The sequence below is a fragment of the Desulfobacula sp. genome (assembly GCF_030611305.1).
In the GTDB taxonomy this organism is placed as follows: Bacteria; Desulfobacterota; Desulfobacteria; order Desulfobacterales; family Desulfobacteraceae; genus Desulfobacula.
Genome location: NZ_JAUWQB010000057.1, coordinates 1 through 23,337, shown reverse-complemented (window position 1 = coordinate 23,337; position 23,337 = coordinate 1). Strand labels below are relative to the sequence as shown.

At 44.3% G+C, this 23,337-nt stretch carries 16 protein-coding genes and 1 riboswitch; of the genes, 8 read left to right on the top strand and 8 right to left on the bottom strand.

Annotation, left to right across the window (positions count from 1 at the left end; genetic code table 11):
* The 4 genes from QAI40_RS11560 to QAI40_RS11545 all read right to left on the bottom strand — a co-directional run.
* Window positions 1–2,014 (bottom strand): adenosylcobinamide amidohydrolase (locus tag QAI40_RS11560; RefSeq protein WP_304511643.1); only part of this gene is annotated, 2,014 nt, incomplete at its 3' end.
* A 65-nt stretch (window positions 2,015–2,079) separates the two neighbouring features.
* Window positions 2,080–4,131, bottom strand: a complete 2,052-nt coding sequence (locus QAI40_RS11555; protein ID WP_304511642.1) for a TonB-dependent receptor plug domain-containing protein — start codon at window positions 4,129–4,131, stop codon at window positions 2,080–2,082.
* A 121-nt stretch (window positions 4,132–4,252) separates the two neighbouring features.
* Window positions 4,253–4,439, bottom strand: a riboswitch (cobalamin riboswitch).
* A gap of 346 nt (window positions 4,440–4,785) precedes the next feature.
* The gene (locus QAI40_RS11550) at window positions 4,786–6,153 is read right to left on the bottom strand and encodes an ammonium transporter (protein ID WP_299976679.1); all 1,368 of its coding nucleotides are present in this window, start codon (window positions 6,151–6,153) and stop codon (window positions 4,786–4,788) included.
* Between the two features lie 8 nt (window positions 6,154–6,161).
* A complete protein-coding gene (locus QAI40_RS11545) occupies window positions 6,162–6,500 on the bottom strand; it encodes a P-II family nitrogen regulator (protein ID WP_299976681.1) in 339 nt (112 codons plus the stop codon).
* A gap of 511 nt (window positions 6,501–7,011) precedes the next feature.
* Here QAI40_RS11545 and QAI40_RS11540 point away from each other — a divergent pair.
* The 6 genes from QAI40_RS11540 to QAI40_RS11515 all read left to right on the top strand — a co-directional run bounded on the left by QAI40_RS11540 (window position 7,012) and on the right by QAI40_RS11515 (window position 14,909).
* Window positions 7,012–8,949 carry an ASKHA domain-containing protein gene (locus QAI40_RS11540; RefSeq protein WP_299976682.1) on the top strand — a complete coding sequence of 646 codons (1,938 nt, stop codon included), beginning with the start codon at window positions 7,012–7,014 and terminating at the stop codon, window positions 8,947–8,949.
* Window positions 8,946–10,493 (top strand): ASKHA domain-containing protein, encoded by a 1,548-nt coding sequence (locus tag QAI40_RS11535; RefSeq protein ID WP_299976683.1) that lies wholly within the window; start codon window positions 8,946–8,948, stop codon window positions 10,491–10,493. Before QAI40_RS11540 ends, QAI40_RS11535 begins: the two co-directional genes overlap by 4 nt.
* A 93-nt stretch (window positions 10,494–10,586) precedes the next feature.
* Entirely contained in the window at window positions 10,587–12,209 is a 1,623-nt protein-coding gene (gene ftcD, locus QAI40_RS11530) for a glutamate formimidoyltransferase (protein WP_299976684.1), read from the top strand.
* A gap of 105 nt (window positions 12,210–12,314) precedes the next feature.
* Window positions 12,315–12,596, top strand: coding sequence for a hypothetical protein (locus QAI40_RS11525; protein WP_299976685.1), 282 nt, complete (start codon window positions 12,315–12,317; stop codon window positions 12,594–12,596).
* 236 nt (window positions 12,597–12,832) lie between these two features.
* A complete protein-coding gene (locus QAI40_RS11520; RefSeq protein WP_299976687.1) occupies window positions 12,833–13,573 on the top strand; it encodes an NYN domain-containing protein in 741 nt (246 codons plus the stop codon).
* Window positions 13,574–13,730: 157 nt separating this feature from the next.
* A complete protein-coding gene (locus QAI40_RS11515) occupies window positions 13,731–14,909 on the top strand; it encodes an acetyl-CoA C-acetyltransferase (protein ID WP_299976689.1) in 1,179 nt (392 codons plus the stop codon).
* Window positions 14,910–14,984: 75 nt separating this feature from the next.
* Here QAI40_RS11515 and QAI40_RS11510 read toward each other — a convergent pair whose 3' ends face one another.
* The 4 genes from QAI40_RS11510 to QAI40_RS11495 all read right to left on the bottom strand — a co-directional run bounded on the left by QAI40_RS11510 (window position 14,985) and on the right by QAI40_RS11495 (window position 18,987).
* The gene (locus QAI40_RS11510; protein ID WP_299976691.1) at window positions 14,985–16,400 is read right to left on the bottom strand and encodes a trimethylamine methyltransferase family protein; all 1,416 of its coding nucleotides are present in this window, start codon (window positions 16,398–16,400) and stop codon (window positions 14,985–14,987) included.
* 20 nt (window positions 16,401–16,420) lie between these two features.
* Window positions 16,421–17,185 (bottom strand): amino acid ABC transporter ATP-binding protein, encoded by a 765-nt coding sequence (locus tag QAI40_RS11505; protein ID WP_299976693.1) that lies wholly within the window; start codon window positions 17,183–17,185, stop codon window positions 16,421–16,423.
* Complete coding sequence (locus QAI40_RS11500) at window positions 17,185–18,063, bottom strand: amino acid ABC transporter permease (protein ID WP_299976695.1); 879 nt, start codon at window positions 18,061–18,063, stop codon at window positions 17,185–17,187. The genes QAI40_RS11505 and QAI40_RS11500 overlap by 1 nt, the downstream gene beginning before the upstream one ends.
* Before the next feature lie 72 nt (window positions 18,064–18,135).
* Window positions 18,136–18,987, bottom strand: coding sequence for a transporter substrate-binding domain-containing protein (locus tag QAI40_RS11495; protein WP_299976696.1), 852 nt, complete (start codon window positions 18,985–18,987; stop codon window positions 18,136–18,138).
* Window positions 18,988–19,260: 273 nt separating this feature from the next.
* Here QAI40_RS11495 and QAI40_RS11490 point away from each other — a divergent pair, with 273 nt between their 5' ends.
* Together QAI40_RS11490 and QAI40_RS11485 are read left to right on the top strand one after the other, a co-directional pair.
* Window positions 19,261–20,502 (top strand): efflux RND transporter periplasmic adaptor subunit, encoded by a 1,242-nt coding sequence (locus QAI40_RS11490; protein WP_299976697.1) that lies wholly within the window; start codon window positions 19,261–19,263, stop codon window positions 20,500–20,502.
* Window positions 20,499–23,337: efflux RND transporter permease subunit (locus tag QAI40_RS11485; protein WP_304511641.1), on the top strand; the 2,839-nt coding region annotated here is incomplete at its 3' end. The genes QAI40_RS11490 and QAI40_RS11485, both read left to right, overlap by 4 nt.

Here is a 23,337-nt window from a genome sequence, read left to right as displayed (position 1 = left end):
GCCGATCCAGGCGTGCCTTTGCACCTGTCAGGATTGCATCAAGAGCAGTTTTCAGGGTTACGGGGATCGTATCATCTGAAATCATGTCTTTGACTTCTTCAACTTCATACCCTGCTATGGTATCTGCAATTTTTTTGCACCACATGTAAAAAGAATCCAGGTTTTTGATCAATCCTTTTTCATATTCATCACTGATAGCAAGAGAGGCTTCAATAAATGCGGCATACTCAGGCTCAAGAAGAAGCCGCTCCGCCATGGCTGCTAAATCACTTCGGTTACCCTGACATTCACAGGTTGAAACGGATACAAGCTGGTAGGGATCAATATTTCTTTCTTTCAGACGTTGAAAAATATTTCTTTTTGCAATAATACCATTTTGTTTTAGAACAGCCTCTGTAACGCCTGCATAAACTGCTTTTGCAATGAGCTCCCCCATTTTTGTGTGCCCTCCGGTATTTTCTATTTTCAGGCCAGAGCCCTGTACTACAAGGATATTATCAGTGCCGGTGCCGGTGGCTTTATTTATCAGAGGAGTATAGCTGGACCTGATATCCATATCCTCCAGTGCTGCTGTTTTGCTTTCTGTCGCCGATATGATGGCCCGGGTCATGGCTCTTTTGGAAAGCTTCATGTTAGTTAAAACTATGATATTTATTGTGCCGGGCTCATAAAAGGCACCGACGTCCTTTGACATTCTTACTGCATTGCCCATTACTCCTGCTGTTACAAGGGCGTAAGCCTTCATGTCTTTATAGGCTTGAGTCTGAATGGAAAGATTATCCATATCAGCGCCGGTAATTAAAAATGAAGTGGTTTGTTCTGGTCTTCGTATGGCGTTTAAAATAGATGATCGGGTGTGCTCAATACCCCGTTCATGGACCAAAGACCAGGTGGGTGGAGGAATATAATGATTTCCAATACTTGTTATATTGTCCCGCTCACCTTCAAGGGTTGAAACTATTGGTTGGGGAGATTTAAAATCAATGATCAGGGTTTTGTTCTTAAAATCATGAATATTGCTGTAGGCAATTGAAGCTGATTTGATATATTCAAGATTTATTTCAACGGGTTTTGACTGAATGATACCGGGTGGAAGTATATAATTTTCAGGGTTTGAAAATTCCTTGGTATATATGACAGAGGAAAGCCAGGACACAAAATATCCTGTATGGGTGGATGCCCGGCATGTCAGGTCACAGGGGAAATAATAAATCTGATTATTCTTTATTGCATCCACCTCTTTCCAGCCAGGTTTTGAGAAAAAATTCTTTGCCGCTTCTTTGTCAGGGCCGCATCCATAAATAATCTGGGGATTAAACTTCATCCACTCTTCTTTTGTAACAGATATGATACTTCCTTTTTTGCCAAAATCAGGCGGGATGCCTCCTGCAGCACGTATGATCTCATTTTGAAAAGAATCGCTGCCCGGAGTCATGATGGTATCTTTTCCCATGAGTCGTATGACGTGTTTCTTTTTTAAGTTATCGATTCTGGCTAATTTTTGTTTTATAAGGTTTGTTTCAGATTTGTTTTTTTCAATGATTTGGAGAGCTTGTTTTTCGCGATCAAAGATTTTACCTAACGCAGCCATGCTTTTATAAGAATTCTCAATGGAGTCAGTTTGAAAAATAAATAGTTTGCTATCTGTTTTATTAAATTTTTTGATGATATCTTTGTGGATCGAGGAAAGGATAATCATATCCGGCTTGGCAGCTTCAATCCTATCAAGGTCGGGCTCCAAAAAGCCTCCTATGATTTGTTTGCCGCCTGCACCGGCAAGGGTTATGTCGTGGTAGGTAATGGCCTTAATAAAATCTTTTACACCTATCTCAAAAAGAATCTGGGTGGCTGATGGTACAAGGGACACAACCTTTTGTGGTGTTTTGAAAAATTTTAAATAATTCCCTTTTGAATCCAGAACACTTACAGGATATGCAGCAAGTGATGTGGTGCAAAATACGAGTAATCCGGTAAGTATTAAAATACATGTGCTAATGCTAAATAGTTTTTTCATTTGTAATTTTCTTTTAATTTTTATTCAGTAAGTTCTTTATGAACCTACTGAATAAAAATTTTATTTTAAAATTGATAATTTAAAGATAAAAAGACCGACCGTCCTGCCCCAGGATATTTTGACAGGGTTTGTGTTCCAAATTGATCATAAAAATTTTCTGAGTATGTAGTATAATCTTTGTCAAACAGATTGTTAATCCGACATGACAATACCCAGCTTTCACCAATTTGCTGATTTGCTTTCAGGTCAACCATCCAGTAGCTGGAAAGTACAGCCTGAGGGGCCGTGTCCGTATCCAGAGCATAAACAGCAGGCCGTTCGCCAGTGTAACGAATAATAGTGGTCAAATCCAGACCAAAATCAAACCAATATGTGAGACTGGCTTTAAAAAAATCATTTGCTGTGTAGCGTGCTTTTCGTTGAACACCGCCTTGCTTTTGTTCTGTTGCATCTGTATAGGTGTAGTCCAATGAAAGTGTCATATTATTAAAAGGTCCAATTTTGGTTCCAACCTCCCAGCCGCTTGCTTCATATTCAGAAAGATTATCCGGCCTGTAGAAAAAATTACTATCAGGCACCCATGAAATTTTATCTTTAATATCCCATTTAAAATAAGTCAAAAAGATAAAAAATTTTTTGTCTGCAAATGTCTGTTCAATACCGACATCACTGTGCCACCCGGTTTCAGGCTTCAGATTTGGATTGCCCTCGGCGCCCATGCCCCATCCCCAATCTTCTAGTGGCCAGAATAAATCATTGGGTGTGGGAGCTTTAAAGTGCTTGCCTGTATTAAATTTAAGAGTTGTGGTCTCAACAGGGGTGATAATTAATCCATATCTTGGAAGAACTTTTGTTCCAAAGGTTGAATGATTCTCATGGCGAACACCTATTATACCTTTAATATATTTATTGGCTCGATACTGGGCTTCACCAAAAATCCCTGTTGTATGAAGATCATTTTTACCCATTAGTCGTGAAGATTCATTACCGAAACCATCCAGAGTCGTACTGGTATTTTCCCAGTCATATTTTTTATGCTGGATTCCTGTCAGCAAAGTCCCGCCTTTAAATGGATTTATCTCAACATTACCTTCTGCGCCCAAAATTTTATTAACAACGGAAGTTGAGCTTCCGGGCAGGTTCCCTGTTGTGAATGCACTATAATACCTGTTATAGTTATTGCTCTCCATGTCTGTATAGTCGGTTTGAAAATTTAAGCCAATCCAATCCAAAGGCTTGCTTTTTATCTTAAGAACCAGATGTTTATCTTTCTCTTTTATTTCGTTGAGCAGACTTGAAGATTCAGAATTATATACGGGTATCCCGCCTACAGTGAACAAAGGAGTTCCAGTGGGAGGTTCGACTCCCGGTCGCCCACCTTCTCGATCAATATAATCACCATAAAGGCTGATATTCAGGTTTTCCCCTTTATCCAGTACAAGTTTCAGCGATACATCAATTTGTTTGTAATCAGCGTTATCCCTAAAACCATCTGTGCCTGAACTATTGGCAGTGATGTAATAGCCAAGGTCTCCGAGAATAAACATTCCTTGCTCTGCTGACATCTGATAAGTATTTTCAGACCCATAACCCGTATTTATTTTTAAATCAGTCTGGTCACGTTTTGGGCTCTTGGTAATGATATTCACGATGCCACTCATTGCCCCTGAACCGTATAAAACAGATCCTGAGCCTTTAACTATTTCTATACGTTCAATATTGTTCATAGGTATTTTGCCTGCATCAGCTATCCCCAATGAAGGGGAATTCATAGTCACACCATTGACTACAATCTGGGTGCCATCAGCGCTCATACCGCGGATATGGATTTCCTGCTCCGCGCCGCCATAATCACCACGGGTCCTCCAATCAATACCTGGCTCACCTCCCAATAAATCACCAAAACTGGTTGCCGGAGATCCTTTGATATCCAGATCATCGATTAAAATTACAGAATTAGGCACATCTTTGCGCAGCTCTTTGGTTTTTGTGGCAGTTACAATAATCTCGTTCATGGTTGCCACTGCTTTCTGGTTTTTTACATCCTCATCAGCAAAAGCCATTGTCTGAAATAAAAAAAATACGGCCAGCACCATCGTTAAATAATTTTTTTTCATCTTTCTTCCTGTCCCCATAATTTAAAATTTGCCGGCCCGAAAAATAATAAACCCCGAACCGAGTTCATCGATCCGGGGTTTTCCCTTTTTTCCTCAAGATCTAATTCCCTTTTCCGCGGGGAATGCATCAATTTGTCAGGCAGGTCTTCTGACTTTGGATCATTCTAATTGCTTTGCCTTCCCATCTGTTTTACAATAGACAGTGGCGGTGTAAAGCTTTCGTCCCCAACTACAGCGGCGGGCCCGTCCCTGAATTTCACAGGCGTTCCCTTTTAAGCACTTTAAGCACCTGAACAAGTCTCTTAATATTTAGAACTGCCTTAAAAGTCAACTTAAAATCAATCTCATATTGAAATTAATTCAAAACCGGGTAAATAAATAAGCTTGGTGATTTTTTTGGCAGGAGTGGGTTTTGTGGCATCGTTGACGGTAATAAGCGCCTAATACTTCCATAAGATTTGAAAATTTCAATGCTAATTCGTGTTGAAGATATCCTTAATTTTATGCCTGAACTTACCGAAGCAATTAATGACCTTTAAGATTATTTAAAGAGATTTTTTGAAAAGGGGCCTGAAATTTTGAGTAAGGCCCCTTTTTATTTTTTCCGTCTTTTTATCAAAGCTGAATCCGCTTTTCTATCAGATTTTTTAGCTCTTAGACATTGTGCACTTCAAAATCGGCATATGCCGCCATGCCATGCTCGCCAACATCGAGACCACCCATCTCCTCTTCTTCATCAACCCGGATACCTATGGTCACTTTGAGGATAAAGAAAATAACAAACGCTGCAGCAAAGCAGGTTACGCCATAGGCGAGAACACCGAGAAGCTGGGTCGCGACCGAATGATCAGCGCTGAATATACCAACAGCCAGGGTCCCCCAGATACCGCAGACAAGATGCACAGAGATCGCACCCACAGGATCGTCAATTTTCATGCGGTCAATACTCATGACAGAAATTACTACCAGCAGGCCGGCAAGAAAACCGATGATGACCGAACCCATTACACTTACCACATCGGCACCGGCGGTAATACCAACCAGACCGGCCAGGGCGCCGTTGAGGGCCATGGTAAGATCAGGCTTCTTCTGTAGGGTCCAGGAGAGGGCCATTGCGCCGATAATACCTGCAGCAGCAGCCAAAGAGGTCGTCACAAAAACAAAGGATACGGCGGCAGGATCGGCAGAGAGTACAGAACCGCCGTTGAAGCCGAACCAACCGAGCCAGAGCATAAAGACACCAATTGCTGCCAAGGGCATGTTGTGACCCATGATGGGTTTGATGTTATTACCGACATACTTACCAAGACGAGGTCCGAGAAGCAATACGCCTGCCAGGGCTGCCCAGCCACCTACTGAGTGGACCAGGGTGGAACCGGCAAAGTCATAGAAACCCTTGGCATCCAACCAGCCGCCGCCCCATTTCCAGCTGCCGACCCAGGGGTATACCAGGGCGACATAGATTGTGGAGAAGATTAAAAAACTGTGCAGTTTGATGCGTTCGGCCACGGCACCGGAAACTATGGTTGCTGCGGTGGCAGCGAACATCGCCTGAAAGATGAAGTCGGTCCAATAGGTATAGATGCCCACGCCATCGGCACCGGACACCATCATGTTTTCAGGGCTTACACCGATACCAAAGCCGGAGAAGCCGAAAAATCCTGCTATGGAAAAATCACCAGGATACATCAGGTTGAAACCGATGGCGGCATAGGTCAACAGACCAATGGCAATAATTGCCGTGTTTTTAAAGAGAATATTGACCGTATTTTTGGCCCGAGTCAAACCAGCCTCCAGGGTGGCAAAACCAAGATGCATGATGAAGACCAGAAAAGTAGCAACCAGCATCCAGGTATTATTGGCAACATAAGTAGCGGCCGCCCCTGTTACCTCGGCTGCGCCATCACCGGCCAAAGCTACTCCGGGCAAAGCAATCATGGCCGTTAAAAGAGGCAGAACAACTTTGTTTGCGATTGACTTATTCATTGAAAACTCCTTATTGTTCGATTTGATTATATTCATATCCTTTCCTAAATGGCCTCCTTACCGGTTTCGCCTGTCCGAATTCGACAGACTGAGTCAACCGGCAGAACAAAGATTTTGCCATCTCCAATTTTGCCAGTCTTGACACTCTTCATGATGGCCTCAACAACCTTGTCCACCATGTCTCTGTCGACAACGATCTCAATCTTGACCTTTGGGATAAAGTCAACCACATACTCGGCACCACGATAGACTTCCTTATGCCCTTTCTGACGCCCAAAACCTTTTACCTCAGTAACGGTCATACCCTGGACACCGACCTCGGACATCGCTTCCTTGAGGGCATCAAGCTTGAACGGCTTAATAATTGCTTCGATCTTCTTCATTCCTTTTTCTCCTTTAATGATTCACTCTAAAAAATTTCCCATTCACAAACGCGGGGTGAGTTACAATCTGATTGTGAATAATACAAGGTATGTGCCAACATCTTTTTTTTTACTTTTAAAAGCGGCATAACTATCTGAAATTTAAGTTAAAATTTTTTTTCAAAAAAACAGACATAAATGATATTCAATACAAAACTCACTTTTATTACTTTTTTGTAATTTTGAATTATGGCTTATTTCTGATTAAATACATTTTTGTAATAAATCGTCTTTTCCTATGATTCTGAAGGAATTATTGATATGACCGCAGAAGTGGGTCGTGTGGCATCGTTGACAGTAATAAACGCCTAATACTTCCATAAGATTTGAAAATTTCAATGCTAATTCGTAAGGCTTGTACAATTATTTAAAAAAATAAAGGGCCTCTTAACTTGCCAAACTGGTGAGAGAATGTTTATACTCCTTTGCGGTTTCAAGGTTTGGTTAAACGCATTCAAAAAAGGATGTAAGCATGACATATTCAGTGAAATTTCTGCCTCATAACGTAAGTATTGAGGTTGATGATAATGAAAATTTGATCAGGGCGGCCATGGAAGCAGGTATTCACATCAATGCATCCTGCGGTGGTGGCGGTGTCTGTGGGAAATGCAGGGTGTTGATCGAAGAAGGAAACGTTGACGGCGGTGTGTCCGAACATCTTTCCCGGGAAGACCAGGAAAAGGGGTATCGGATGGCGTGCCTGTCCGAAGTGACGTGTGATCTTGTGGTAAGAATTCCGGTTGAGTCCGAGATTGATACCAGTCGTTTAAATGTACACGCAGGCAGCCGACATACGGCAAAACTCATGTACTCAAATATTGACGAACTCCGGCAGGACGGGTTATTTATCCCGCCTGTGGAAAAGATTTATCTTGAACTGGATTCGGCAACTACCGAAGATAATCAGGCAGATGTGGCAAGAATTATCAATCATTTGCGCCTTAAGCATGATGAGCACCGCCTGACCATGGGTCTGGATTTGATTAGAAAAGTATCCGATATTCTCAGAGAAGGTGACTTCAAGATCACGGTAACCATTGTGAGACCTGTAAGAGAAGATGGTCAAAATGAAATCGTCAATATTGAGCCCTTTGACACCAGTAACAGAAATTTTGCCATTGCAGTGGATATTGGAACGACCACAGTCTATGGACAAGTTCTTGATCTGCAGACAGGTGGGGTTCTTTCCGAGCACGGAGAATTCAACAGCCAGATCAGTTATGGCGAAGATGTCATCTCAAGGATTGTCTTTGCAGAAAAGGATGATGGGCTTGAAATTCTTCATCAAAAAGTGGTTGAAACCATTAATAAAATTATAGAAAAGATTATTAAAAAAGCAAATATTGGAAGACGTGAGGTGACCACCATTACCCTTGCCGGTAATTCCACCATGACCCAGCTGATGCTAAAAATAAATCCAACCTATATCCGCCGTGATCCCTATGTTCCGGCATCTATCATGTATCCGCCATTTCATGCTTCCCAGATCGATATAGATCTGGCAGACCATACCATTGCACTGATTTATCCGGGGGTTTCAAGTTATGTCGGCGGCGATATTATTGCAGGCATTATGGCCTCGGGCATGTACAGGACCAGTGAGCTGACACTGTACATGGATATCGGGACCAATGCGGAAATTGCCATTGGCCATAAAGACTGGATGGTCTGTACGGCAGCTTCTGCCGGCCCTGCCTTTGAGGGAGGAGGAGTAAAGTTCGGCATGAGGGCAACCAAAGGGGCTATTGAGGATTTTTCCATAAATCCTGCGACCTATGAGCCCATGATCCTCACCGTTGGGAATAAAAAGGCGAAAGGAATTTGCGGTTCCGGTATGATTACCTTAGCTGCCAAGCTTCTGGAAACAGGTATCATTGATTCCAGGGGGAAGTTTAACCAGTCCCTTGATACACCAAGAATCCGGCAGACAGACGATATCTGGGAATATGTTATTGTATATAGGGAAAATACCCAGATAGACAGGGATATTACCATTACTGAACCAGATCTGGACAACCTGATCCGGGCCAAAGGTGCCATGTACGGTGCGGTATTGACCCTGCTTAAAGAGATCGGGTTGAAGGTCAATGATATTGAAAAGATCATCCTTGCCGGTGGGTTTGGCAGTTATGTTGATCTGGAAAGTGCCATCACCATTGGCCTGCTTCCTGAAATCGAACCCGAAAAAGTCACTTATCTGGGCAACGGCTCTCTTTTGGGCTGCAAGATTAATTCTTTAACCAATGCCCTTCGCCGGGATGTGGCAAATGTCGTCAATATGATGACCAATTTTGAACTGGCTTCAACTTCTTCATATATGGATCATTATATGGGCGCATTATTTTTGCCCCATACGGAACTCAACTATTTTCCGAAAGTTAAAGAGCGTCTGGAAAGGCTGCATAAATGATGCCCCAAAAAGGCTTTGTTCGCACCATTTTAGTTGAAACCCCGAGTTTGACCGATAATACGGCAGATGCCCAGAGGCTGGAAAAATGCCTTTTAGATGAGCTGTGTACGGATAAAATCAGAATTCCTTTGCAAGTGCTCAAAAACCTGCCCTCAAATTTAAGATCATGGGGGTTTAAGGCAAGGGCAGTCCTGTTTAAAGATCGGCATTCCTGGATACTGGTGGATCTGCTCAATCCAATATCAAACAAACCTGTTCTTGGAACAGCTGTTGATATCGGCACCACAAGAATTACGATGTCGCTTATTGATCTTGAATCCGGACAGGAAATAGGCGAGGCTGGGTTTGATAACCCACAGGCTGTTATCGGACCTGATGTCCTGGCAAGGATCCATTATTCCAGTCAGAATACCGGGCTGGATGAGCTGAACCACCTTGTTATTGACGCTGTAAACTTGAACATGTCAGCCTTGTGTAAAGAGTACGGATATCAAAAAGAGAATATCTATCTTGTTACCGGCGCCGGCAATACTACCATGACCCATCTGTTTTTAGGGATAGAATCCTTTGAGATTATCAAGGAACCTTATATCCCCTGTGTAAATATTCCGGATACACAGCCTGCTGGAAGCTTGGGCCTTGATATCAATGAAAACGGCGTGGGATTTCTCTTCCCCAATATCGGGTCTTATTTTGGCGGCGATCTGATTTCCGGCATTCTTTTTTCAGACCTTGATCAAAAAGAAGACCCCTGCATCATGGTGGATGTGGGCACCAATGCGGAGATTGTCGTGGGAAACAAAGACTGGCTTATTGCCTGTGCCGGTGCTGCAGGACCCGCTCTGGAAGGTGGGGTCAGTAAAATGGGCATGACAGCAAAACCGGGCGTGATTGATCAGGTATGGATTGATCCTTATACCCGGGATCTTATGATTCATACCATAGATGGGAAAAAGCCTGTCGGTATATGTGGATCAGGGATGATTGATCTGGCCGCAAGTCTTTTTTTATCAAAACGGATCGATATCAGGGGGAAATTTTTCAAACCGGCCTGTGGGGAGCGTCTGCTCGAAAAAGACGGGATCAATCATTTTATTCTTGTGGATGAAAATCATTCCGGTACAGGAGAACCCATCTGTCTAAGCCAGGTGGACCTGAATTCTTTGACCAGCTCAAAGGCCGCCATGTATACCATTCTGGAAGTGATTGTAAAAAATACAGCAGGGCTTGAATTTGAAGATCTGCATAAGTTTTATGTGGCAGGAACCTTTGGATCATTTATCAATCCCGTGTCTGCCATATCCATTGGAATGCTTCCTGATCTTCATCTTGAAACATTTGAAGTCCTGGGAAACAGTTCTCTTGGCGGGGCAAAAGTGCTGCTGAAAAACCCGGATGCCTTTGAAAGGATCATGAAGATTCGGCAATCCATTACCTATATTGAACTCAACGTCAACCAGGAATTCATGAACATGTTTTCCGGGGCCAAGTTTTACCCTCACACTGATGAATCCAGATTTCCTTCGCTGCAAAATATGATTTAAAAAAGCTATACCTGTATATATAAGTTGTCTGCTTTATGGTAAAATAGGAGATAAATAACAAATTGTCATTCATCATAAAGGAAATAAACCAGTATGAAAAGTATAGTCGAGTGTGTACCGAATTTCAGTGAAGGCCGGAACACAAAAACCATAGAAGCCATAGCCGATGCCATTCGACAGACCAAAGGCTGCCGCCTTCTGGATGTCGATCCGGGAAAATCCACCAATAGAACTGTCTATACCTTTGTGGGCTCCCCTGAGGCGGTTATAGAGGGCGCATTAAATTCCGCCGGAGTGGCAAGACAAAAAATTGACATGAGAACCCATCAGGGGGAACATCACCGCATGGGAGCCATGGATGTCTGTCCCTTTATTCCCGTTGCCAATGTCACCATGGAAGAGTGTGTCAAAATTTCCAAAGAATTTGGCAGGAGAGCTGCCAATGAGCTGGGCATCCCGATTTATCTTTATGAAGAATCGGCCACCCGTAAATATCGCAAAAACCTGCCCCAGATCAGGGAAGGGCAGTACGAAGGCATAAAAGACAGGATCATTACAAAGGAGTGGAAGCCGGATTTCGGACCTGCCGAATTTATCCCCGGGTGGGGGGCAACTGTAACCGGGGCCAGATTTTTTTTGATTGCCTATAATGTCAACCTCTTATCCACACCCAACCAGGCCCATAGAATTGCCTTAAATCTTCGGGAGGCCGGCCGCAGCCCGGATGAACCCGGAAGCCTTGCGGAAGTCAAAGGCATGGGATGGTATGTGGATGAATATAACCTTGCCCAGGTCACGGTCAATTTGAACAACTATCAAGTCACCCCTCCCCATATGCTGTTTGAAGAAGTCCAAAAAGAGGCAAAAAAGCTGAATGTCGCTGTGACCGGATCTGAGATTGTGGGGGTGATACCTCTGGAAGCCATACTCATGGCGGCTGATTATTATATTAACAAAGAAAATCTTTTTGTCCTGGATGAAGATCAGAAAGTCAGACTTGCCATAGAACGGCTGGGTCTGAATTCAGTAGCTCCGTTTAATCCAAAAGAGAAAATTATAGAGTATATTATTGCCGAAGAAAAGGCCGAGCCTCTGGCAGGCCTGACTGTCAGGGAATTTATTGAAGAAGTGGCTTCGAGAAGCTCAGCCCCGGGTGGCGGATCTGCTTCTGCCGCCATTGCCGCTATGGGTGCCGGGCTTGGCTCCATGGTGGCAAAACTGACATTGGGTGTTCGTAAATTTGAAGATCTTGATGCAAAAATGCGCAGGATTGTTCCGCCGCTTAACCATGCAGCTAACGCCCTGATCCCCATGATTGATGCGGATACCGATGCGTTTAATGACTATGTGGCGGCCCTGCGCCTTCCTGGAAATACCAAAGAAGAAAAAGAACTGAAGGTTGAAAAACTGCAGCAGGGGTTGAAAAAAGCCATTGATATTCCCTTAACCACAATGAAGCTTGCCGATGCTGCCTGGGATGCCATGATAGAGATTGCAAAATACGGCAACATCGCATCAAAATCCGATGTTGAAGTGGGCGCAAAAGCCATGGAAACCGGAATATGGGGAGCGTATAAAAATGTCATGATTAACATGGCAGACATTACAGATGAAAATTTTAAAAATACGACCATTAAACTGGCGGAAGAAATAAAAATAAGGGCGGAAAATCAGTGTGAAAAGGTCTTAAAAATTTTGGAAAACCGGGAGAAATAATTTAAAAAACAAGCTCATTTTTCTTCCTTGTTTTTTCAGGCAGTTTTTTATATTTTTTAAACTGAAATGGAGGGTATTGAGCCATGTTGCAACAGGGAGGATGAAATGGAAGATAAAATTCAGGAAAAAATTGACAGAGTTCTGGATCGTATTCAAGATCCCCAGACCGGTATGGCAATGTCACAATTGGGGTTAGTGGAAAAAATCCGCTATGTGGAAAAACGTCGGAAACTCATCGTGTTTTTCAATTGTCTGGGCCACAGCAAGGCCTGTTGTGCAGCGTTGAACATGGTCTTGCTGGGTGATTTTGAAACCGAGATTAAAGCGGGTTTAGAGGCGGAGTTCCCCCAATTTTCAGTAACGTTTACAGATTTTTCAAATACTTGAATCCATCGATAATATCGAAATCTCCCGATGCTTTTTATGTTAAAGTTAAGATCTTATAAAAAAAGGTATTTTAATCAAAAAATCTGGAGGAGGGCGGAGTGCCGGTTATGATTTTGACTGGGAAAGGTGGGCTTTCTTTGAGGGGAAATGAAAGATAAGAATTTCGGAAGAATGATAAATGAAATATTCTGTGGACAAACCGCAGATATTCACATTAGAAGCTCGAAAGGAAAAAAATGTCAGATATAAAAACTGAAAAATTAGCAGTATTAATAGATGCTGATAATGCACAACCGGCTATTGTTGAGGGGCTATTGGCGGAAATCGCAAAATATGGAACGGCTAATGTAAAGCGGATTTACGGCGATTGGACAGCGCCGGACCTGAAAGGATGGAAAGAAGTTTTGTTACAATATTCCATTCAGCCCATTCAGCAATTTGGATATACTAAAGGGAAAAATGCCACTGACAGCGCCATGATAATTGATGCAATGGATCTACTTTATACGGATAAATTTGATGGATTTTGCATTGTATCCAGTGATAGTGATTTTACAAAACTCGCCGCAAGGATAAGAGAAGCCGGCCTTTTTGTTTGTGGCTTTGGAGAGAAAAAAACTCCCGGACCTTTTGTCTCAGCATGCGATAAATTCATATTCACCGAAGTCCTCCGGTCAAAAGATGACGATGCAGTTAAAATTAATCGCAAAACAACTCCTGAATTAAAGCAGGATACGAAGCTGGTTAATTTGTTGAGAAACGCTGTTGAAAATTCTTCTGACGATAGTGGTTGGGCACACTTGGCATCTGTTGGTAGTAATATTGCTAAGCAGGCATCAGAGTTTGATCCACGAAATTATGGGTACAAAAAATTAGGGGGACTCATAGTCGCAACAAAATTATTTCAGATCGAGGAAAGAGAAGTCGGCAATGGGCCTTCAAAGGCATTATACTTAAAAGATATAAGAAAAAGATAAATTTCTGAGCCCCATGCCTATCCCGGGTACTTTTTTAAGGGGTTGGGTGGTGCGTGGATAAATGTTTTTAGTTGACACGTTCAACTATTTATAATACAGCTATATTAAAGCTATATTGAGGTTAGAATATAATAATTATGTATTTTCAGGAGGAAAAATGAAAGAAGTTGTCATAGCTGCTGCCTGTAGAACGGCAATCGGTAGATTTGGTGGATCTCTTGCACCGTTGAGTGATATTGATTTTGGTCCCATCCCCATAAAAGAAGTTATTAAGAGAGCAGGGTTGACCGGTGATCAGATTGATGAGGTTATCTATGCCTCGGGCTACAGGACCGGGGATCTTCCCATTAACTCAGCCCGTGTTGTGGCGGTTAAGGCGGGCATTCCTCAGGAAAAACCCCAGTTCACCATCAGCAAGGCCTGTGCCGGAAGTATTAAAACTGTTACGCTTGCAGCCCAGGTGATTAAATCCGGTGATGCAGATATTATTGTAGCCGGTGGTATGGAGAGTATGAGCAATGCCACATTCATGCTGAAAAAAGCCAGATGGGGATATCGTCTGGGACATGGACAGCTTATGGATCAATTGATTCTTTTTGATCCCTTAAGCGGAAACACCATGGGAGAGACGGCTGAAAATGTTGCTGAAAAATACAATGTGTCCAGGGAAGACCAGGATGCATTCGGGCTTAGAAGCCAGCAGCTGGCTGAAAAAGCCATAAAGGAAGGAAAATTTAAAGAACAGATCGTTCCGGTTGAAATTCCCCAGAGAAAAGGGGAACCCAAAATATTTGATACAGACGAGCATCCAAGGTTTGGTACGACTATAGAAGGCCTTCAGAAATTGAAACCACCTTTCAGAAAGGGTGGATCTGTTACAGCGGGAAGTTCATCCGGTATGAATGACGGTGCATCAGCACTGGTTGTCATGTCAAAAGACAAAGCAGATGAGCTGGGTATCGATCCCATGGCATCTATTGTCTCCTATGCATCTGCCGGGGTTGATCCCGCATTAATGGGAATCGGCCCGATTCCGGCCACAAGGATGGCTCTTGAAAAAGCAGGGCTGACCATGGATGATATTGACCTGATTGAGCTGAATGAAGCGTTTGCATCCCAGGCCCTGGCATGTATGCGTGAGTTAAATATGGATATTGATAAAGTGAATGTAAACGGTGGTGCCATTGCACTGGGACACCCTGTGTCTGCATCAGGTGGTGCCATTTTAACAAAACTCTTGTATGAAATGAAAGCAAGGGATTTAAGATACGGACTGGCCACGCTCTGCATCGGCGGTGGTCAGGGTATGGCCCTGATTGTAGAACGGAAAAAATAGGTCCTGGCAATCGTTAACTCCAGGCACTATCTGGATACAAACTGCACACAGACTCGAATCTGTGTGCAGTTTTTTTTATGATGCTAAAAAAGCTTCTCCCTTTGATATGATTTCATCTTTGTCTTCGGGGGTTGCCGGGTTGTTCAAGAGCTCGCATGTCCGGTCTCTTAAAATTTTTTCAGCAGTTGGTTGATTCTGTCCTCGCCATTTATCAAGGGTTAAAAACGGCCATATTTTGCTTGAAAACTGGGAATCTCGGAACAGCTTTGTCGTAAGGTCAGACATAAGAAAATTGCCGCCCGGTCCTATGTTTTCAATATCAGAAAATCCGATTTTTTCATCTTCCAGTGAAAAGCCGGATGCAAATTTTCTGGATTGACAGATCACATCATCTGCATAGACCACAAGTTCTGGAGAGAAAACAAGAGAATCAAAATTACCGCCCACAAAAGGAACCATTCCGGCAGAGCCGAGACAGGAAGAAAAATGATTCATGCACAAAGTTGTCCCGGCCAGAAGATCGGCTCCCCAGCCGTTTCCGGATCCGGATGTACCGCAATGGGGGATGTTGTAGGAGACCATCATTTCAGCACATGCCAGGTTTAGCAACAGTGTCTGCGGAGAATAAAAACTGCCGGCATTTTTCATGTCAAAGGCAGCAGGAAGACTTCCTAAGATAACAGGAGCCCCTTTTTTTACAAGCTGGCTGAATACCAGTCCGGCCAGCAGTTCAGCCGTAAGCAGGGCCAGGGTTCCGGCCGGTGTGATGGGACAGGTGGCGCCGGACATGCCATAGTTGGAAAAAATAAGGGGCAGTCCCCGTTTAATGGCAGCATCCATTTTCAGGGTGGTTTCAGCATTTAAGACCAAAGGAGTAATGGGGTTTACATAGGGGATCAGAAACGGGGCCTCAGAAATGTCTCCGATAATATGCTGGCAGAGATCCAGAGCCGGGTTGAATAATTCATAGTTTGAAATCAGTAGAACCAGTGGCTTTGTTGTATTGGCCAGCATTTCCAGAACACCGAAAAGTTCAGCATTTTCCGGTCCAAGGTCCTGGATAACACCCGGTGTGGAAATAAAATCATACCCGCCAAGGGTATTCCCAAGCCCTGCGGCAGCAGACATATGCTGCCTGTGAAACGGTTTGATTTCTTTGTCAAAGGGGTCCTGATAATGGAGATTGGTCACGCCGATACCGAATACGGGTGCACGGGTTCCGTCTCCTGTCAGCTCGAAACAGGGATCTCCAAGCCGATTGCAGATATTGATTGTGGAAGGAGAAACATCAATTGCCCATTGGATAAGTTCACCGGGTATCCGCACACGGTGAACATTTTGGGATTTACCGATTGCCTTTTCAAACAGGCTTCTGGCTCCATTTTCTTCAACAAGGACGCCGGTGTTTTCGAGAATGTATACAGCATCACAATGTACTTTTTTTTTCTGTTCTGCTGTCAAAACCTGTAGTTTGGGGGTTACCTTTGTCATGGATTTTATTTTTTCCACATCTATTGTAAAATATGAGTTAAAAATTGCCGTGTTCGCTGATGTTTGGGGCGGCTGAAGATTTGTTCCGGAGTCCCTTCTTCAAGCCAGCTTCCATCTTCCATAATCAGAACCCGGTCGGCCACATCACGGGCAAAATGCATTTCATGGGTCACGGCAATGATGGTCATGCCTTCCTTTGCCAGTCGTTCCATGACTTCTACCACCTCCCCGATCAATTCCGGATCCAGGGCTGAAGTGGGCTCATCAAAAAGCATGATTTTGGGCTTCATGGCAAGACTCCTGGCAATGGCCACCCGCTGTTGCTGCCCGCCGGACAGGCGGGAGGGGTGTTCATCGCGTTTTTCTGTTAATCCCACCCAGTCGAGAAGCTCCTCTGCATAGGGAATGGCCTGATTTTGTTGTTGTTTCAGAACCGTTACGGGCCCTTCAATAATATTTTCAAGTACCGTCATATGGGGAAACAGATTAAAGGATTGAAAACACATTCCTGTCTTTTTCCGAATATCAAGAATCTGGCTGTCCCGTTGATTGCTGTTTTCCCCGGCATGAATGACGGTCCCGTCTACTTCAATGCTTCCTGCCGTGGGTTCTTCCAGAAGATTTATACAGCGCAGAAGTGTACTTTTTCCAGAGCCGGAGGGACCTAAAATAACAATTGTTTCCCCTGAATTCACCTCAAGATCAATGCCGCAGAGTACGTGATGCTTTCTGTTGAATACTTTGTGAACATTGGTAATTTTTACCATGGGATTTGAATTTTCCATCACGATGCCCTCCTGTCGCCCCGTGCCATGTATGCTTCAATTTTTTCCTGAACTAATTGAAGAAGAAAGCACATGACCCAGTAAATCATCGCCACCATGATCAGCATCTCCAGGGATTGAAAATGCCGCCGGCCGATTTTTATAGCCCGAAAGCTCAACTCCCATACTCCCATGAGAGATACCAGAGAAGAGTCTTTGATCATGGCGATAAACTCATTTGAGACCGGTGGAATGATCACCCGGACTGCCTGGGGAAATATGATCCTGCGCATGGCCTGGCTGTTGGTCATGCCCAAAGCTTTGGCCGCCTCTACCTGGCCAATTTTTATGGACTGGATACCGGCACGAACGGTTTCCGTCATATAAGCACCGTAACAGACACCTAGGGCCAGGATACCAGCTGGTATTGCCGGTAGCGTGAATAATGCCTGAACACCAGTGATTCCCAGATCCTCAAGGGATTTACCGATCTGGGGAAGGGCGATATACCACATGTACACCTGAACCAGCAACGGGGTGCCTCTTACAAGGGAAACATAGGATGTGGCAATACTGTTCAGAACGGGGTTCAAGGAGAGTCGGCCCAGGGCACCTGCTACTGCCAGAACGCATGCCAGGGATATCGCCAGAAAAGAGACTAAAAGTGTATATCCGATACCGGCAAGAATAAACGGCACCCATTTGACCATGAACTTAAAATCAAGTCCTATGATGATGAGGGCGCCTGCCATAAGCGTAATCAATACAGCAAAGGCAATGATCAGATTACGGCGGTACCTTGTTTTTTTCGCTTCAATTCCATGGAGGGTTGCCTGGGCTTCCGGAGGTATTCCGGAAAGGATCAACGGTGTCTGCTGATCTGTTGTCGTATTTTCCATCAACTGCTCCTTAAATAAAAAGAAGCAGTCTTTTGGTGATACAGAATCCAAGACTGCTTCTTAATTTTTCTGTTATAGTTTGGGAATCAGATTAGTGTGATAGAATTTTTCCGACAGCTTGACCAGAGTACCGTCATTATACATGGATTTTAGAATTTCATTGAGTTTGTCCACAAGGGTCTGGCTGTTGGCACGACTTTTATCCAGAGCAAAACTAAGCGGTTCATAATAGGTAGGGTCACCCAGCATTTTTAAAGGGCAGCCGTTGCCGCATCCTGAACTGATGGCTTCAGCAAGCGTCTGCCTGGATGTAAAGATGGCATCCAGCCTCGCCCCGTCACCCAGTGACAAGTCTTCAATATGGTTTGCATCCGTGGGATAGGTTTTGATTTTGCCGGGCTTCCAGTCCTGGTAAACAATTTTCACATCTTCAATGACCAGATCTTTCTGAAGGTATCTTTCATTGGTGGTTTCCGTGGCAACTCCGATTCGTTTACCCGCGAGATCAGCCAGAGTGGCGATGGTAGTGTTAGCCTTGTGGACGGCAAACTGGGCTGGGGAGCTATAGTAAGGCATGGTGAATAAAAGGGCGTGTTTCCTTTCAGCTGTGGGAGTCATGGATCCAATGGAGATATCCCATCGTTTTCCCCATTTTCCCGCAGTAATGAGATCCCAGTCCGGTGTAATGAATTTTACATTGACACCCAGTCTTTTGCCAACTTCCTTTGCCACACTGATATCAAATCCTTCCAGCTCTCCTTTATCATTGAGAAAGCTTTGGGGCGCATAGTTGGCATCTGTGGACACCTTGATGGTGTTTGCTTCAAGAATTTCCTCAAGTACGCTTTTTCCAGCCATGCCGGTTCCGGTAAAGGTAAATATCAACCCTGTGACTAAAACCCCGATCCAAAATCTTTTTTTCATGGTAACCCTCCTGTTCAGATTAAAATTAATTTGAATTGCCTCCGGAAAAATTTTCGGGAGTTTATTAATACATCACATACATTTTATTGACGAACATTAATCGTTGAGCAATTTTTGTTTGACAAAAACCGTATATAGAACAATTACATATGTCAAGTTTTTTAAATCTTGTTTTCCCTTCAATACATTGATACTTTGTCTGCTGTATAATCGAATGCAAATGCTGTATCACAAAATATTTTTTATTTTTAAACAAGTTGATAGGTTTTCCGAATGAAGAAAAAATCAATTATTGCCATTATTATTTTATCTGGAATCAGCATTTTAGGCTGGCAGATCTATCAAAAAGTTTCTGATTCCACAAAAGGTTTTAAGCGCCAACGTCAAGACATACCTGTTGCCGTCGAGGTTGCACTCGTAAAAAAAGCCTCCATACGGGAAGTCGGGGACTTTACCGGATCTTTGCATCCGCTTTCTGAGTTTATTGTGGCACCAAAAATCGCCGGACGTCTCGAAAAGCTATTGGTTCATATAGGTGACACGGTCAAAAACGGGCAGCTTGTGGCCGTACTGGACAACGATGAATATCACCAACAGGTCATCCAGGCAAAGGCAGAACTTGCGGTTGCCCGGGCAAACCTTGAGGAACGAAGAAGTACCATAGAAAACGCAAAAAGGGAGTATGAACGAACCAAAGCATTGAGGAAAAAGAAGATAGCCTCCGAATCCCAGCTTGACGCCGCAGAGTCTGAATTTAAAACGCAGCAGGCAAAGCTGAAAGTTGCTAGTGCCCAGATATCTCAAAAAGAAGCGACCCTGAAAATGGCTGAAATACGTCTTTCTTATGCTAGAATCAAAGTTTCTGGGAGCAATACCACAGGCTACAAAGTGGTGGGGGAGCGCTTTGTGGATGAAGGGGCCATGCTGGCGCCCAACACACCGATAGTCTCTATTCTTGATGTCGAAAAGCTCATTGTTGTCATACATGTAATCGGACGGGACTATCCTAAAATTCAGACGGGACAGGAAGCGGTCATTTCCACCGATGCGTTTCCGGGCGACACCTTCAGAGGAAAGGTGATTCGCATAGCCCCTATTCTGAAAGAAAAATCCCGGGAGGCCCGTGTGGAAATCGAAGTACCCAATGTACAAAAGTTTCTGAAACCCGGTATGTTTGTGCGGGTTCAAATACAATTCGATGAGCATGATAACGTTAACGTGGTTCCGATAGCAGCCCTTGTCAAGAGAAACGGCTCACAAGGGGTTTTTGTCGTCGACTCTCAGGAACAAAAAGTCAGGTTTATTCCGATTACCCTCGGTATTGTAAACGGCATCCAGGCGGAAATGTTGAGTCCAGTCATAACAGGTGCGGTGGTGACCCTGGGACATCATCTGCTGGAAGATGGAAATTCGATTATTCTACCAGATAAAAAATCAGCAGAAGGTGGGCAAGGGGAAAGTGGAAAGCACAATGTCAAGGGAGGCGATTCTACTAAAGGAAAAGGAAAATCGTGAATATCTCCCAATTTTTCGTACAACGCCCGATATTGACCGTCATGGCTTATTCGATCGTTATCATCCTTGGTGTGGTTTCCTTGTTTAGGCTTTCCATCGACCTGATGCCCGATATCACATACCCGACGCTTAGCATTTCCATTGAATACGAAAACGCCAGTTCCGAGGAAGTCGAAGAGTTGATCACCCGCCCGGTTGAGGAGGCAATGAGTGCAGTACCGGGAGTAGAAGAGGTTACCTCGGTCTCTGCTGAAGGGCGAAGCAGCGTCCGGATTACTTTCTCATGGGGTACTAACCTTGATGAAGCCGCCAACGATATTCGAGAACGTCTGGATCGCGTCATTCCACACCTTCCGGAAGATAGTGATCGACCAAGACTGCGGAAGTTCGACCTTGCGTCTTTTCCTATTTTAATTATGGGAGTATCCAGTGATCTTGAACCTATCCAGATAAGAGAAATTATCGACAATCAGGTGAAAAATCGGATCGAACGTATCCCGGGGGTGGCTTCTTTGGATATTCGAGGTGGGCTGGACCGGGAAATTCATGTCAATTTGAATGCAGAAAAGATAAAAGCCCTGGGACTTCCCATTGATCTACTTATCAGCCGTCTCAAGGAAGAAAATATCAATCTTCCGGCCGGTACCATCGAACGGGAGCTGCTCGATGTTACCATTAGAGTCCCTGGGATTTACACTAATTTGAATGAGCTGCGAAATACGGTAGTTGCCATGCGGGAAGGGGTGCCCATACAACTAAAAAAAATAGCTACCGTAGAAGATGCCTGGGAGAAAGTAACCCGGATTGTACGGATAAACGGCAAGCCGGGTGTGCGCCTTTCGATCAACAAACAATCGGGGAAAAACACTGTGGAGATAGCAACCGGGGTACTCAAAGAGATCGAACAGATCAACCGGGACATCCCCCAGCTTCATATAATCCCCATTATCGACACTTCAGATTATATCAAACGCTCTATAACCAATGTGGGCACAACCATCCTCTATGGCGGAGTGCTGGCTATAGTCGTATTGTTGTTTTTTCTTCGTAACATTGCCAGCACTGCCATTATTGCCACCACGATTCCAATATCAATGATCGCCACCTTTTCTTTGATGTATTTTAACGGGTTTACGTTGAATCTGATGACCCTCGGTGGTCTCGCGCTTGGCATCGGTATGCTGGTGGACAATGCCATCGTGGTGCTGGAAAATATCTACCGGCTCAGGGAATCGGGCCAGGAACCTGAATCAGCAGCAATAAAGGGTAGCCAGCAAGTGGTGGCTGCGGTTATTGCAAGCACATTGACCACGCTTGTTGTCTTTTTGCCGCTTGTTTTTGTGCGCGGCATGTCCGGAATTATGTTTAAACAGCTCGCATACGTGGTGACTTTTTCACTGGGTTGCTCCCTGGCAGTAGCTCTGACGCTGGTGCCCATGCTGGCAGCCAGGTTAGGCGCTCCGGTTACACTTAAGAAAGGAGCCGGTACTGCTCAAGGCTGGAAGATATTTCATATATCGGACCGGTTTTTTGCCGGTGCGGAAAATGATTATATAAAGTTACTTAGTTTTGCTATCAATCATCGGGGGTTGATATTAGGAAGCGTATTGCTGGTGTTTTCAGGAAGTCTTCTTCTGATTCCGCTGGTTGGTGTTGAGTTGATGCCTACCGCTGATGAGAGCGAAGTACGGGTTAATGCAGAGATGGCAGTCGGTACAAAGCTGGATTTGGTAGATAAGACCTTCCAAAAGATTGAAGACATCGTGGAACAAGAAGTGCCGGAGATCAAAAACACCGTATCCCGTATCGGAGGTTCCTCCTGGCGGGCACAGGGATCCAATACCGGTGAGATGCGGATTGCGCTGAAACCGGTCAAAGAACGAAATCGATCCAGCGAGGAAATAGCAGCAGCCCTTCGCAAAAAGCTCGTTTTTATGCCGGGAGTTACAATACGGACACGTGCCGGCCAGGGGCTCTTTTTGCTTAGAATAGGCTCTGGGGGAGATGAAAAAGTTCAGGTGGAAGTGCGGGGGCATGATCTTGAAACGTCCGACGTCCTGGCCCATAAGGTTGAAGAGATCATGGGGAATGTGGCCGGTATAACAGATACCAGAATAAGCAGGGAGACCGGAACTCCGGAAGAGCTTATTGTCGTGGACAGGCAAAAGGCCGCTGACATGAAACTTTCCGTATCCAGGATTGCCAATATGCTGCAAACGGTGCTTTCCGGTACATCTGCCGGCAACTACAGGGAAGGGGGAAATGAGTATAGAATCCGGGTAAAAATTGAGGGTTCTGAGAAAAAAGAGCTGCGAGATATTCTGGACCTTCCCATCATCAATACCGACGGAGAGCCGGTAGTACTCCGAAACGTAGTTGATGTTCATCCCAGGCGCGGGCCCGTGCTTATCCAGCGCAAAGACCAGGAACGCGTGGTCTATGTAACGGCCAATATCAGCGGCAGGGATATGGGCTCTATTTTGGCAGATATCCGGGAGGGCTTGCAATCCGTGCCTGTACCCAGAGATTTCAACATCATTTTTGCTGGAGATTATGAAGAACAGCAGAAATCATTTCGCGAACTTTTGATGAGTTTTGTGCTGGCGATGGTGCTGGTATATATGGTAATGGCATCACTCTATGAGTCGCTGCGATATCCCTTTGTGGTGATGTTTTCCGTACCTCTTGCGGCTATCGGAGTGATCCTGATGCTATTTTTTACAGATACCACTTTTAATGTTCAATCCTATATCGGTTGTATCATGCTGGGCGGCATTGCGGTGAATAACGCTATTTTGCTTGTGGATCACATCAACTTGCTGCGCCGGCGGGATA

Coding starts and splice junctions, on each gene's coding strand:
- QAI40_RS11535 (WP_299976683.1), top strand. CDS start 8,946: ATGATGCCCCAAAAAGGCTTTGTTCGCACCATTTTAGTTGAAACCCCG.
- QAI40_RS11495 (WP_299976696.1), bottom strand. CDS start 18,987: ATGAAAAAAAGATTTTGGATCGGGGTTTTAGTCACAGGGTTGATATTT.
- QAI40_RS11525 (WP_299976685.1), top strand. CDS start 12,315: ATGGAAGATAAAATTCAGGAAAAAATTGACAGAGTTCTGGATCGTATT.
- QAI40_RS11490 (WP_299976697.1), top strand. CDS start 19,261: ATGAAGAAAAAATCAATTATTGCCATTATTATTTTATCTGGAATCAGC.
- QAI40_RS11510 (WP_299976691.1), bottom strand. CDS start 16,400: ATGACAAAGGTAACCCCCAAACTACAGGTTTTGACAGCAGAACAGAAA.
- QAI40_RS11520 (WP_299976687.1), top strand. CDS start 12,833: ATGTCAGATATAAAAACTGAAAAATTAGCAGTATTAATAGATGCTGAT.
- ftcD (WP_299976684.1), top strand. CDS start 10,587: ATGAAAAGTATAGTCGAGTGTGTACCGAATTTCAGTGAAGGCCGGAAC.
- QAI40_RS11550 (WP_299976679.1), bottom strand. CDS start 6,153: ATGAATATAATCAAATCGAACAATAAGGAGTTTTCAATGAATAAGTCA.
- QAI40_RS11555 (WP_304511642.1), bottom strand. CDS start 4,131: ATGAAAAAAAATTATTTAACGATGGTGCTGGCCGTATTTTTTTTATTT.
- QAI40_RS11515 (WP_299976689.1), top strand. CDS start 13,731: ATGAAAGAAGTTGTCATAGCTGCTGCCTGTAGAACGGCAATCGGTAGA.
- QAI40_RS11505 (WP_299976693.1), bottom strand. CDS start 17,185: ATGGAAAATTCAAATCCCATGGTAAAAATTACCAATGTTCACAAAGTA.
- QAI40_RS11540 (WP_299976682.1), top strand. CDS start 7,012: ATGACATATTCAGTGAAATTTCTGCCTCATAACGTAAGTATTGAGGTT.
- QAI40_RS11500 (WP_299976695.1), bottom strand. CDS start 18,063: ATGGAAAATACGACAACAGATCAGCAGACACCGTTGATCCTTTCCGGA.
- QAI40_RS11545 (WP_299976681.1), bottom strand. CDS start 6,500: ATGAAGAAGATCGAAGCAATTATTAAGCCGTTCAAGCTTGATGCCCTC.